Origin of the sequence: Coleofasciculus sp. E2-BRE-01, assembly GCF_040221695.1 — a bacterium.
Lineage (GTDB): Bacteria > Cyanobacteriota > Cyanobacteriia > Cyanobacteriales > Coleofasciculaceae > Coleofasciculus.
In genome coordinates this window covers 1-14248 of the sequence record NZ_JAVKEA010000008.1, presented here as the reverse complement: position 1 = coordinate 14248, position 14248 = coordinate 1, and the positions used below count along the sequence as shown (strand labels likewise).

At 46.1% G+C, this 14248-nt stretch carries 8 protein-coding genes; 4 read left to right on the top strand and 4 right to left on the bottom strand.

Annotated elements, in window-relative coordinates:
- Nucleotides 1-420: 420 nt before the first annotated feature.
- Both RIG66_RS01225 and RIG66_RS01220 read left to right on the top strand, forming a co-directional pair.
- On the top strand, nucleotides 421-3627 hold the full coding sequence (locus RIG66_RS01225) for a glycoside hydrolase family 9 protein (RefSeq protein ID WP_446374440.1): 3207 nt from the start codon (nucleotides 421-423) through the stop codon (nucleotides 3625-3627).
- 371 nt (nucleotides 3628-3998) lie between these two features.
- Nucleotides 3999-4220: a DUF6464 family protein gene (locus RIG66_RS01220; protein WP_446374438.1), complete on the top strand. Its 222-nt coding sequence runs from the start codon at nucleotides 3999-4001 to the stop codon at nucleotides 4218-4220.
- 48 nt (nucleotides 4221-4268) lie between these two features.
- On the opposite strand, the gene RIG66_RS01215 is transcribed toward RIG66_RS01220, so the two are convergent.
- From RIG66_RS01215 to RIG66_RS01200, 4 genes are all read right to left on the bottom strand, one after another.
- A complete protein-coding gene (locus tag RIG66_RS01215; RefSeq protein WP_446374436.1) occupies nucleotides 4269-4961 on the bottom strand; it encodes a hypothetical protein in 693 nt (230 codons plus the stop codon).
- 6 nt (nucleotides 4962-4967) lie between these two features.
- Nucleotides 4968-6203 carry an AAA family ATPase gene (locus RIG66_RS01210; protein ID WP_446374434.1) on the bottom strand — a complete coding sequence of 412 codons (1236 nt, stop codon included), beginning with the start codon at nucleotides 6201-6203 and terminating at the stop codon, nucleotides 4968-4970.
- A 148-nt stretch (nucleotides 6204-6351) separates the two neighbouring features.
- On the bottom strand, nucleotides 6352-7824 hold the full coding sequence (locus RIG66_RS01205; protein WP_446374442.1) for a leucyl aminopeptidase: 1473 nt from the start codon (nucleotides 7822-7824) through the stop codon (nucleotides 6352-6354).
- A 77-nt stretch (nucleotides 7825-7901) separates the two neighbouring features.
- A complete protein-coding gene (locus tag RIG66_RS01200; protein WP_446374432.1) occupies nucleotides 7902-8030 on the bottom strand; it encodes a hypothetical protein in 129 nt (42 codons plus the stop codon).
- Nucleotides 8031-8141: 111 nt separating this feature from the next.
- Here RIG66_RS01200 and RIG66_RS01195 point away from each other — a divergent pair, with 111 nt between their 5' ends.
- Nucleotides 8142-10334: a transglycosylase SLT domain-containing protein gene (locus RIG66_RS01195; RefSeq protein ID WP_446374430.1), complete on the top strand. Its 2193-nt coding sequence runs from the start codon at nucleotides 8142-8144 to the stop codon at nucleotides 10332-10334.
- Between the two features lie 305 nt (nucleotides 10335-10639).
- The gene (locus tag RIG66_RS01190) at nucleotides 10640-13924 is read left to right on the top strand and encodes a PAS domain S-box protein (RefSeq protein WP_446374428.1); all 3285 of its coding nucleotides are present in this window, start codon (nucleotides 10640-10642) and stop codon (nucleotides 13922-13924) included.
- Nucleotides 13925-14248: the final 324 nt, after the last annotated feature.

Below are 14248 nucleotides of genomic sequence, written 5' to 3'. Positions count from 1 at the left end.
TGGTCTACCTGTCTTCCTTGTCTTGCCTAAACCCCCATCTTAAAAAACCTACCCTTGTGAGCCCATCTCCCCCATCTCCCCTGCACCCCCAACACCTCCGCTTCCTTTCTTCTTGAAACAGATAATGGGAGAAAAAAGAATGAACACAATTATAAATATATTTTCAGAGCAAAAAATATATTTATTTTTATTTTAAAAGCCAAATATTGATTTTATTTTTCTTTTATTAATCTTTAAAATAACTTTATTAAAAAATGATGACATTTCATATTTTGCTTGCCAGAATAGCTATTAGTGGTACCTGCGAATAGCACCACAAAAAATGTCCGAGCAAACATTATTGTAGCTGCCAATTCCTGCCCTGAGAACAAATCCTTGCTTTTGTTCTTGCTCAATGCGCTCACTAATAGGAGTTAAAGAATGACTTTTGCTGTTGATTTTAATGTTGCCAACAATTGGGGAAGTGGCTTTACAGCGAATCTAGAAATTGCCAACAATAGTTCCAGCAATGTAAATGGTTGGACTCTGGAGTTTGAAGCTCCCTTTGAAATTACTAATATTTGGGGTGCGGAAATTGTTAGTCAAGAAGGCAACCGTTATACAGTTCGCAACCTCAGCTATAACGGCACTCTAGCGGCTGACGGTACTGTTTCTTTCGGTTTCAACGGTAGTGGCGACAGTATTGAACCCACTGGCTATAGTCTGAATGGAGAATCCATTGGCACGTCTCCATCTATACCGACGCTTTCTGTTGATGATGTAACGGTTACCGAAGGTGACAGTGGTACGGTTGCGGCTGAATTTGTCGTCAACCTGTCCGAAGCCAGTGACCAAGAGGTGACGGTTGAGTATGGGACTGACAATGACACAGCCACGGCGGGGTCTGACTACACCGCTCAATCGGGTACACTCACCTTTGCGGCGGGAGAAACCTCTAAAATTGTCAGTGTGCCTGTAATTGGGGACACGACGGTGGAGAGCAATGAAACCTTCAGACTTAACCTCTCCAATCCCAGCAACGGAACGATTGCTGATGCTCAAGGGGTGGGTACGATTAACAATGATGACTCTAGCTCTCCTCCCGCCAATACTCCCATCCGAGTTCAAGCGGAAGACTATGCTAGTTTCTTCGATAAAAGCTCAGGTAACACAGGGGGGGCGTTTCGCTCTGATGATGTAGATATCCAAGCCACTACAGATTTGGGTGGCGGCTACAATGTTGGCTGGATTCAGCAAGGGGAATGGTTAACCTACGATGTCAACATTCCTGAAGCCGGAACCTACGACATTGTTGCTCGTGTTGCCTCAGCGCAGTCAGGGACACGCAGTTTAAAGGTTTCGGTTGGGGGTGAAAGTGAAACCCTGAGCTTTGGCGGAACAGGGGGATGGCAAAATTGGACGGATGTGACGGCTCAAGGGGTGAACCTCTCCGCTGGGAGTCAGCAACTGCGCCTGGATATGCTCTCCAACTCGTTTAATGTGAACTACATTGATATTGTCCCCAGTACCAGTTCACCCACGCCACCAACCCTTTCAATTAATGATGTCAGCCTTACCGAAGGCAATAGTGGCACGAAAAATGCGACATTTACTGTCAACCTCTCAGAGGCGAGTACTCAAAGCGTCAGTGTGAATTACGCCACGGCGAATGACACCGCCATTGCTGGGTCTGACTATACTGCCAAATCCGGTACACTGAATTTCAGCCCTGGACAAACCAGCAAAACGTTCACCGTACCCATCCTCGGTGACACCCTGGATGAGGCGAATGAAACCTTTAAGGTGAACCTCTCCCAAGCTAACAACGCTACAATTGCCGACAGTCAAGGTGTTGGCACAATTATCGATAATGATGATTCTACCCCAGTCTTGTCCCAGTTATCGATCAATGATGTCAGTGTCACCGAGGGCGATAGCGGTACGAAAAACGCGACATTTACTGTCAACCTCTCGGCTCCAAGTAGTCAAAGCGTCAGTGTGAATTACGCCACGGCGAATGACACCGCCATTGCTGGGTCTGACTATACCGCTAAATCCGGTACACTGAGTTTCAACCCTGGACAAACCAGTAAGACGTTTACCGTACCCATCTTGGGTGACACAACAGTAGAAGGTAATGAAACCTTTAAGGTGAATCTCTCCCAAGCCACCAACGCCACAATTGGAGACAGTCAAGGGGTAGGAACCATTCTCAATAACGATTCCTCCCAACCCCCTCCTCAGCAAGGGGACTTTAATTATGGGGAAGCGCTGCAAAAGTCTCTCCTCTTCTACTATGCTCAACGTTCTGGTGACTTACCCGATACCAATCCTCTCCCTTGGCGTGGTGATTCGGCTCTAAACGATGGCTCAGATGTGGGACTTGACCTCACGGGCGGTTACTACGACGCAGGAGACCATGTTAAGTTCGGCTTACCCGGAGCCGCTTCAATGACGATGCTGAGTTGGGGCGCGGTTGAATACCAGGATGCTTATCAACAAAGTGGACAATTTGAAGAAATTCTGGATTCGATTAAGTGGGGTACTGATTACATTCTCAAAGCTCATGTTACCGATGGTCAAGGGACGAAAGAGTTTTACGGACAGGTTGGAGACGGTAACCTCGACCATGCTTTCTGGGGCGCTCCGGAAGACATGACCATGGAACGACCCGCCTATAAAATCGACCGCCAGAATCCTGGGTCTGATTTAGCCGGGGAAGCAGCGGCGTCTCTGGCGGCGGCTTCGATTGTCTTCCGAGGAGTAGACGAAGCCTACGCGGATACCCTACTACAGAACGCCCAACAACTCTACGATTTTGCCGACCAATATCGCGGTACGTATACTGACGCGATTCCAGATGCGGGTCAATTCTACAATTCCTTCAGCGGCTTCCAAGACGAGTTAGTTTGGGGGGCTACCTGGCTGCACAAAGCAACTGAGGCGGCGGGTAGTACAGATACGACCTATCTCAACAAAGCCGAAAGTTTATACCAGGGAATTGGTCCAGGGTGGACGCAATCGTGGGATGACAAATCTTATGGTTCGGCTATCATGTTAGCTCAGGAAACTGGGAAATCTGAGTATAAAGGTGATGTGGAAGGCTGGTTAAACTCCTGGCTTCCCGGCGGTAGTACCGCAACCTATACCGATGGTGGACTCGCATGGCTGAGTCAGTGGGGTTCTCTGCGCTACAGCGCCAATACCTCTTTCCTGGCTGGTGTCTACGCGGATACGGTGAATGACCCCAATGGTCAATACTCGGATTTTGCTGAGGGACAAATTGACTACATTCTGGGCGATAATCCCCGCGACTTCAGCTACATGGTTGGTTTTGGTGAGGACTATGCACTCAATCCCCACCACCGTGCGGCTTCTGGAGTGACGAATATCAGCGATTCTCGCGATAATCTACACACCCTCTACGGGGCGCTGGTCGGTGGTCCCGCTTCAGCCGATGATTTTGATTATGTCGATGAGCGCACGGACTTCATTCGGAATGAAGTAGCGATGGACTACAATGCTGGCTTAACCGGAGCATTGGCTAGAATGTACGGAGAATTTGGCGGACAAACGCTCGATACTATTTCGGGAGTCAATCTCGATAACTTGAATTCGTTGACCGTTGCCGATGTCGTCGCGTCCTAGAGTAAAGATAAGCAGGATAGCTGAGCAATTATCCTGCTTGTTAATTTGGTTTGATTAGAAGTAATTAATAGGGCAATTCTACCGCACCGAGTTTTTCAAGTCAATAGCTGCGTTTCTCAGGAGACGCGGCTTTTTTCGTTACATAAGACCTACCCAGATTTGCCTAAAAGTGGACATTTATGGCGCTTACTTCCAAGCGTTTCTCCGTATTATTCACTAGGGAAAGGTGCAAAATCTGAATAATGCATCCGGTTACCCATTGTATCTGTGCAATTGGGTAGATATTTTATGGCATAATTAGGAATTATTATACCGTTGTCTAGAGAAAATTAAGGAAATAGACCTTACAACTGTCTTTGGTGAAGTTAGCGATGACAACAATTGGATTTAAACGCATGAGACTAAAATCCCATGCTCAGATTAAACGCTTGATTAATTTTCACGAGCAACGCATGAGGCAATTATCAAACACGGTCGATAAAAAGCATACCTGTCGATATTATGCGAATTCAGCATTCTTGCTTTGTGCTGTAAACCCTCTCGGTTCCTGCGAAGGCTGTCACGAGTATGAACCGGAGGTAACGTCCGATTAACGCTGATACAATTAAACTACTATTTAAAAGTAAAATTTGCCAGAAATTTTATGACGGAGTATGAGTGACAGGAATATCAAACTCAGGATTTGATGTACCTGCTCTATGGTTGGAAGGTAAACCTATCCTCTGGAGCAAATCCGTCCATGTTATTTTGCAATCAGACAACGCATTCTTGGGTAAGGTTCTGATTAATACTTTGTGAGAGTTAATTGCAACTATAGGGTTAAGTTCCCCACGACTAAAGCTTCTTGTATTAGCTGGAGCAATGAGCACTCCAATTATTTTGTAGGAACTTGGATTTATATACACTGCTTCTAATGATGTAGAGTTACTAATTATTTCTAGATGCTCAATGATTTGTTTAATAGATTGTCGTAACTGCTCAAACTTGTCATCCTCTTGCTTTGTTTTGACTAAGACTTGGCGCAACTCAACGACAACAAGGTAACAATCACCTTGATGAGAGCCAATAATTAAGTAGTCGGCTCTTCTCCCGATCCACTGGTTATTTTGAGATGCATAGTCTGCATATTTTTCCAGATCACAAGCGGCAAGCGGATAATCATCAGCTTCTAAAATCATCCAGTATTTATAGTTAGCCCCAGAAAGATTTTCATAAAAGATAACTTGATCATTCGTATTCAGAATCAAGCAAAAGTCATCCAAAGAGTTGGGATTCTCTTGAGATTCAATTTCGGGAATGTCCGGTAAGCTCTCACCTGTACAATCCAAAGGCATTACACGCTATCTCCACAAAATGTCATAAGCTTGAATTTGGTTATACTGCATCTCAAGATTGCCCAATACACTGGACAGCTTACTTTCATCCAATTGCCCAGATTCTTGATCGCGAATTGAAACAGCAGTCCCCTCTGAAAATAAATAGGCTGACAACTGATTGGATGGGAGCCTAAATGAAGAGTTGGGAATATTTTCAAAATTTTGTTCAGGCAAATTTTGAGCTGCTAAAATCAAATTATTTAAAACATACAAGACAAATATTGAGTGAGTGGTGATGACAAGCCGAAATCCTTTATTACATAAGTAAGCTAATAGTTTAGTGATAGCAACTTGAGCAGAAGGATGGAGGTGTGTTTCTGGTTCTTCAATATGTATAAATAATGGTCTTTGCCCTGTTTCCCATCCAAACATTGCTTGAGCAATGGAAACCATGGGCCAAGTTTCCATTTGCCCCGAAGATGCCATTTCTATTTCAATTGGACGATTACTATTTTCAGGCATCCATTGCCATCTACGAGCATAAGGTCCCTTTCTAGAAAAAACGGCATACCCACGTAATTCATGCGTAATTATCTTATCGATTTCACTCACTTCTAATGGCTTTCTCTGAGAACTTTCTTGCCATTTTTGATGAGTATTGGCTGACTTGAAGAGAAACGTCGTAAATTCACGCATTGTAATAGGTAGTTCAGACCCTCCTAGAGACTGGGGATCTGAATTAATTAAACGTGAAAAAAACGATCGCTCTGCTGGAATAAATAGGGCATTTGATTGAATATCTCCTGATGATGAGGGATTCTCTGCTATTTTCATCAACCATGATTTAATTGCCTGATTAAACTCGCGCCTCGGTCGGATTTTCCGGTTTGACTCATAGCAGGTAATTGTCCAGTCATAGTCATCTTGATTACTGTCTTGTGTTTTGTACTGAATATCGACATTGTTTCCCATTACAAAAGAAGAAAATGATCGGGCACTCTTTTCTCCTGAACGAATACCTTCTATTACTTTTCGGACACTAATTTCTGGACCTTCTTGCTTTGAATGAGTAGAAATTAAGTATTGTGCATCACGAAAGAAATATAACAATTGACTCACTAGAGACTTACCTGTTCCTTGTGGTCCAATAAAAACGGTGAGAGGAGATATTTCTAAGGTAAGAGGAGCATCTATAGCCTGGATCGGACCTAAATGCCCACGGATTTCAATACTTTCTTTGTTTTTTTCGCTTGTCATCATTTACTCCCCATTTTGTTGGTTGATCAAAGCGAGTGGCGTGTGCGAGATTGGAAAATTTTCTCACAAATTTTAATCAGGGCGCAAGCCTTGCGCCCCTACGAATCCATCAAATTAAGTAACAGATTACCGCTTTGACGGCAACTTGGTATTACGCCAAAACCCAATTAACCAGCGTGCGAACTGGAAAACCTGTCGCCCCAGCATTATTGCACCCGTCTTCTTTATCTGCCCAAACTGGACCAGCGATGTCTAAATGCGCCCAGGATGTCTCTTTCACAAACTGCTTTAAAAATAGAGCCGCCGTGATTGAACCCCCTGCACGAGGACCCGTGTTTTTCATGTCAGCAATGGGTGACTTCATTCCCTCAAAGTATTTCTCTTCCATCGGCATCTGCCAGAATTTTTCACCCGCTTTTTCCGATGCCGTTTTGAATTGAGTGGCGAGGGTGTCATCGGTTGTCCAAAGTCCACCAATATCATTACCGAGAGCTACAACACAAGCCCCGGTGAGGGTGGCTAAATCCACGATCGCGTCTAACTCCAGCTTTTCGGCAAACACCAACGCATCCGCCAGCGTCAGTCGTCCTTCGGCGTCGGTATTATTCACCTCAATGGTTTTGCCATTGGACGCCGTAAGGATATCACCGGGATGCAACGCATGACCACTAATCATATTCTCCGTTGCGGCACTAATAAAGTGAACCTCCACATCCGGCTTTAATTGACCAATCGCCTTGGCTGCACCGAGGGTAGCACCCGCCCCTCCCATATCCATTTTCATGGTTTCGATGCCGCTACCTGAGACTTTCAGGTTTAAGCCACCAGAATCAAAGGTTAATCCCTTCCCCACAATCGCCAGTTTCCGACGTGGTGTTCCTTCAGGTTTATAGGTGAGATGAATAAACTTGGGTGGCATTTCTGAGGCTTGCGCCACACCCAAAAACGCGCCCATGCCTAACTTTTCGCATTCGTCTCGCTCTAATATTTCTAGCGTCATGCCATAGGCAGAGGCAATATCCTGGGCTGTTTGTGCCAAGGTTAGGGGAGTGACAGAATTCGGGGGGGCGGCGACTAACTCTCGTGCTAAGATTACCCCTTCACAAATAGCAGTGGCTTGGTTAATCGCCGCTTGCACATCACCCAATCCAAGTAAGTCAACCTGTTCGAGTTTCGCCCCCTTATCTTCTGGATCTGACTTAAAGCGATTATCCAGATGCAATGCTAGAGTAATCCCTTCTGCGATCGCCTGGGCGCTGAGGGCGGCATCATTATTCCTCGCCGGGAGACTAACACCCAGAGTTTTACTCTTTTGCTGCTTTGCCATCCGCGCGATCGCCGCCGCTACCCGACGTAAACTGTCTACCGTTAGGTCATCCGATTTACCCAACCCGACTAAAATAACCTTACGAACTGAGCTACCGGCACCCACACGAGTTACAGCACTACTGCCAACGCTTCCTTTAAACTCGGTTTCCTCAATCAGTTCCTTCAGCGTACCAGAGAGTTTCTGATCAAGCTGGGCTAAATCACCCGTTAACTCTACAGCATCTTCAAAGAATCCCAGTGCTAGGGCATCACCAGTCCAATCTACCCGTGGTGTATCCGTGGCTCGAATTTCCATTCCTTGGTTCTGTCTCTTATCTTTTACCTCATCTTTAGTATTGCATTCGTCATTCGTCATTTGTCATTCGTCATTTGTCATTCGTCATTTGTTTCCCCATCTCCCTCATCTCCCCTATCTCCCCTATCTCCCCTATCTTCCCTATCTTCCCTATCTTCCTCATCTCCCCTATCTTCCCCATCTTCCCCAGCTCCCAGACGTAGCATGCTACGTCTCTACATTGCTCCCCCATCTTCCCCTGAATGCCACCCATTTTCCTGATCGTTCGTCACAATGGGAGACAGTAGATTTTATCAGTATTGGGCGAAATAGGTTTCATGCTAAAGGTACAAAAATACAGAGTTCCTGTAGCAGTCGGGGCGGGATTGCTATTTATTGCCTTATGTGGTTCGTCTTGGTTTGTTCTCCGACAGACTGGTATTCTGGAAAACTGGGTCGGTGAGTCCCCGCAAAGTGAACTGGGTTTGACTCAAAAGGATGCTCAATCCCTGGTATTGCCCTTAGTCTCCTTATCCCCCGAAGCCAGGGCGGAACAACTGATGGACATTGCTTCGGGGCGTCAATCTCTGGATCAATCTCGCGCCCGTTATTTGTTGGCGTCGGATTTAATTGGACAACAGCAGCCAGAGACGGCACTTCAATGGCTAGAGGGATTGGACGCGAAGTATCCCCAGTTAGCTTCTCACATTGCCCTGAAACGCGCTCAAGCCTACACAGCGATGGGGGATACGGTTAACGCCGAACAAGCTTGGCAAGGGATTCTAGAGACTTATCCGAATGAACCCGTAGCAGCGCACGCCCTCTATAGTTTAGGTCAATCGAATCCAGACTATTGGCAACAGGCGATCGCACAGTTTCCGACTCATCCCCTTACCCTGGATATTGTCCGCCAAAAGCTGCAAGAGAATCCTAAACAACTGAATTTACTCTTACTCTTAGCCAAATCAGCACACGATGCTCCTGGTAGTGGCGGAATTCGCGATCGCTTAGTCGATCAGTATGCCTCTCAGTTACAGCCCCAAGACTGGCAGACGATTGCCTTTGGCTATTGGGAAACCCGTGAATATGCCAAAGCTGCCAAAGCCTACACCAAAGCCCCACCCACACCCGAAAATGCCTACCGAGTCGGGCGCGGCTATCACCTGAAAGGGAAACGCCAAGAAGCGAAAGCCGCCTATCAACAGCTTATTCGCACCTTTCCCGATGCTAAGGAAACGGGGTTAGGATTGCGGCGTCTGGCGAGTCTCCTCCCCTCCACAGAGGCAATCCCCTATCTGGATCAAGTCGTGGCGAAGTTCCCCGATGAAGCCCCAGAAGCCCTACTCACCAAAGCCAACATCCTAGAAGCGTTGGGGAGTTCTCAATCTGCCGCCCAAGCCCGTCAATCGGTGTTAACTCAATATCCGAATTCTGATGCCGCCGCAGACTATCGTTGGCAGGTGGCAAATCAGAAAGCCCAAGCTGGGAATCTCGCCGAAGCATGGCAATGGGCGCAACCGATTACCACAGATAGTCCCGATAGTTCCATCGCCCCGGAAGCCGCGTTTTGGGTGGGCAGATGGGCAATGCAACTGGGACGCCAAGAGGAAGCTACATCCGCGTTTGAACATGTTTTGGCACAGTATCCCGAATCCTATTATGCGTGGCGGTCTGCCCGATTTTTAGGCTGGGATGTGGGGGATTTTACCACGGTGCGGGATGTGAATCCGACGGTGGTGCTACCGAAAACGCGATCGCGACTTCCGGCTGGATCGGATACCTTAAAAGAATTGCATCTATTGGGACAAAATCAGGACAGTTGGACGCTTTGGCAAGCCGAGTTTCAGAATCGCCAGGAACCCACGGTTGCTGAACAATTTACTGATGGCGTCATGCGTTTAGGGGTAGGTGATAACATCAATGGGATTAACCAAGTTTGGTTTTTGAGTCAGCGCGAAACCCCGGAAGAACGTCGGCAATGGCAAGCCTTGCGGGCTGAACCCGCTTACTGGTATACGCTGTTTCCTCTACCATTTTTTGAATACGTTAACAACTGGTCAGGTCAACGTCAACTGAATCCTTTATTGGTAATTGGTTTAATTCGCCAAGAATCACGGTTTGAACCCGAAATTGGTTCTATCGCGGGAGCCAGGGGTTTAATGCAAGTGATGCCAGGAACGGGTCAATGGATTGCCGATAAAATTCAGCTTCAGGAGTATGACCTGAATGACCCTAATGATAATGTCAAATTGGGGACATGGTATTTAGATCACACTCACCAAGAATACAATAACCATTCTCTATTCGCCGTTGCGAGTTACAATGCGGGTCCAGGGAATGTGGCAAAGTGGATCAGGAAGTATGATACAACTGACCCTGATGCGTTCATTGAACAGATTCCTTTTGCGGAAACGAAGGGATATGTGGAGGCAGTTTTTGAGAATTATTGGAATTATTTGCGGTTGTATAATCCAGAGGTTAATCAGTTGTTACGGAAGTATTCAAAGAGTCAGCCAGGAATATCTCCTTAGATGGTGATAATCGGGCAATGCCATGCCCCTACCACCGTTTAGAGCGCATTAATTCGGTAGGGGCACGATAATATCGTGCCCTGATTTAGCGCCGACCCACCTAAAATGGTGAATGAGAATTGTAGGGGCGCACCGACGTGCGCCCAATTTAACCGTCAATCTATTGCACAATTTTAGCTATGTCACGCCACTACATTTTTAAGACGATCACTAACAATGGTGCGTTACGCTTCGCTAACGCACCCTACAATATTAACGAAGTTGGGGATAGGTCTACCTCACTGTTGTCACTATAACGATTGAGCATGAATAGTTTAATGCAGGAGCAATTGATAAGAGTATTAGTTGTCGATGATGCTGACCAAAAATATCCCTGTATTACTCAGTCGTTATTTCCCTCGGACTATAGTCTGATTCACGCCGACAACCTTGAACAGTATCTCTCTAGCCTTAATCCTGATTCTCTCCCTCACTTAATTATCATTGCGATTAATCATCCAGGTATTAACATCCATGAGCAAATCCAAAATCTGAAAAGAACGCCACAGTTCAATGATGTGCCGATTATTGTCGCTATTTCTCACAACGACATCAAGGCATTACCCTCACTCCTAGAAGCCGGGGCGACTGATTATTTAATTGTCCCCTTTACCCAAGCCGAACTTTTAGCCCGAATCCAGACTCAGTTAACGCTTCATCACCTCAACGCCGAAAATGTACGCCTCAAGCAAGAAAATACAGATTTAAAAATTGTACTAGAGACATCCACAGAACATGGTGATCTTGTCTTTGAACAGTTGCACGATCAAGCCGAAGAAGCGGTGCGCGAAAGTGAACATCGGTTGGCGCAATTTTTGGAAGCAGTACCTGTTGGCGTGTTGGTGGTGGAGGCTAGCGGTAAGCTTTACTTTATGAATCAACAAGCCAAGCAGATTTTGGCACAGGAGTTAGATCCAAATCTCCACACCGAGCAACTTTGTTCCACCTATCAACTTTATAGAGCAGACACCAATCAATTATACCCTTTAGACCGCTTACCGATCGCGCGATCGCTCCAGGGTGAAACCGTAACCGTTGACGACTTAGAAGTGCGTCACGCCAATCAGCAAATTCCCCTAGAAATGCAGGCAATGCCCATCTATGATGAACAGGGAATTCTACTCTATGGCATTAGTGTATTCAAAGATATTACCGCCCGCAAACGTACCGAGAAAATTTTAACCGAGTATAACCAAACCCTAGAACAAGCAGTCCGCGATCGCACCCAAGAATTAGAAACCAAAAATCAGCAACTTCACCAAGAGATTGAAGAACGCAAGTTACTTGAGCAAAAATTGCGAACCTCTGAGGGCAAAATGCGAGCAGTATTTGAGGCAATGCCGGATATTATCCTAATTATTGATCCTCAAACTAATGATATTCAAGTTGCACCAACTCGACCCACTCGTGATATTAAAAAATCAATACCCCTGATTAACCAAACGATTGAGCAATTTCTCGACAGTGACAATACTCAAAGCTGGTTCCAGCAAATTCACCAGGTTATCGAAACCCAAGAACCGATTCATTTTGATTACAGTTTAAATGATGCCGAGCAACGGGTTTGGTTTACCGCCAGTATTGCCCCATTACCCAACAATTCCGTTATCTGGGTTGCCCGCAATATTACCGATCGCAAACGCACCCAATTTGCATTGTATCAATCGGAAGAAAAGTTTGCCCGTGCCTTCCGTTCGAGTCCCAGCGCCATGACAATTACCCGCTTAAGTGATGGCTGTCATATTGATGTGAATGATAGCTTCTGTCAGTTTACTGGCTATTCTGCCCCAGAAATTCTTGGTCGTACTGCCCTTGATTTGAATCTCTGGGTGAATCAAAAAGACCGAAACCGGATGTTAAAAGCCATATCAAACAAGGGGATTATTCGCAACTACGAATTTGAGTTTCGTACAAAATCGGGAGACATTCGCACCGCCTTACTCTCAGCTGAACAAATTAACCTAGATGAGCAAACCTGTCTAATCGCCGTCAGCCAAGATATTAGCGATCGCAAGCAGGCGGAATTTGCCCTACAACTCGCCAAAGAAACCGCTGAACAGGCAAATCGTGCCAAAAGCAAATTCCTGTCCAATATGAGTCATGAATTACGGACTCCCCTGAATGCCATTATTGGTTTTGCTCAGTTGTTAGAGCGCGACTCTTCCCTAACCCAAGAACAACGCAACCATATTGGCATTATTTGTCGATCGGGTGAACATTTACTCAGTCTCATTAATAATGTACTGCAACTGTCTAAAATTGAAGTCGGTCAGATCCAACTCAACGGCTATAGTTTTGACCTATACGGCTTACTCGACAGTCTCGAAGAAATGTTTAGATTGCCGACTCAAAATAAAGGGTTGCAATTAGTCTTTGACTATGAGCAAGCTCTGCCCCACTATATCGAAACCGATGAAGTAAAGCTGCGTCAAGTTTTAATTAACTTACTGGGTAACGCGATTAAATTTACTAGCCAGGGAGGTGTTACCTTGCGCGTTAAAGAGGTGCAGGGGGAGCGGTGTAGAGACGTAGCATGCTACGTCTGGGAGCTGGGGAAAATGGGAGAATCAACTCAACACCCAACATTTAATACTTTCCCAATCCCTCAAAAACTAAGATTTGAAATTGAAGATACGGGACCCGGTATTGCGAGCGAGGAAATTGAATCATTATTTGAGGCTTTTGTGCAAACTGAAGCAGGACGAAAATCCCTAGAAGGCACAGGATTAGGGTTGCCTATTAGTCAACAATTTGTGCGACTCATGGGCGGAGAGATTCACGTCAGTAGCCGCTTGAACCAAGGCAGTATTTTTACCTTTGATATTGACGTTAACCGGGTGGAAGGAATTGAGCTAGAAACCCAGTCAGCGACGCCTCGCGTAGTTGGCTTGGTACCCGGACAACCGAATTACCGTATCCTTGTAGTGGATGATCGCCTAGAAAGTCGCTTATTATTGGTAAAACTGCTAACCGCCGTGGGATTTTCCGTGCGAGAAGCGGTGAATGGGCAAGACGCGATCGCGATCTGGACTAGCTGGGAACCTCACCTGATTTGGATGGATATGCGAATGCCTGTGATGGATGGATATGAAGCCACCAAACACATCAAAGGGCATCTCCAAGGTCAAGCTACCGTGGTGTTAGCCCTTACCGCCAGTGCGTTTGAAGAAGAGCGATCGCTGGTTCTCTCGGCTGGGTGTGACGATTTTGTTCGCAAACCCTTCCGAGAAGACGTAATCTTTAATAAGATAGCCCACTATTTGGGGGTGCAGTATGTCTACGAACAGCCAACCGCATCAACAGCGCCGGAGGATGACAAGCCAGCATTAACTCAACCCCTAACGGCTCAAGCCCTGACAATTATGTCTAAGGAGTGGATTCATGAACTATACCAAGCGGCAGATTCGATTGATAACGAACGGATTTTCCAGCTTATCGAGCAAATTCCCCCAACCCACGCCGCGATCGCCCAAGCTATCACAGATATGGTCAATAACTTCCGTTGTGATCAAATTATCGATTTAGTTGAAGCAGGGATGAAGGAGTTTTGACCCTTCGCAACCTTTGAGGGCATGGCGCGTGAATGTGTAGGGGCGGGTTTAGGGACATTGGTGTCAACTTAAGGTGCAAACTAATACTGACAAGGTTTAAAGCTGTGTCTGTCTACTCCTCTCAATTTTCCCCCTCATCCCCTAACCCCTTCTCCACCCCCCTCGTTCCCCCCTACAAGAGGGCTGACAGGTGTAGGTTTTTTATTTTATGGTTGGGACAAGACAAGGAGGACAAGGAAGGAAAGAAGACAAGGGGGGAAAACCGTACAGAATTCGGTTCGGTCAAACTAACTTCTAAAAGCCGAAACGCCCTATTTTTCGTTC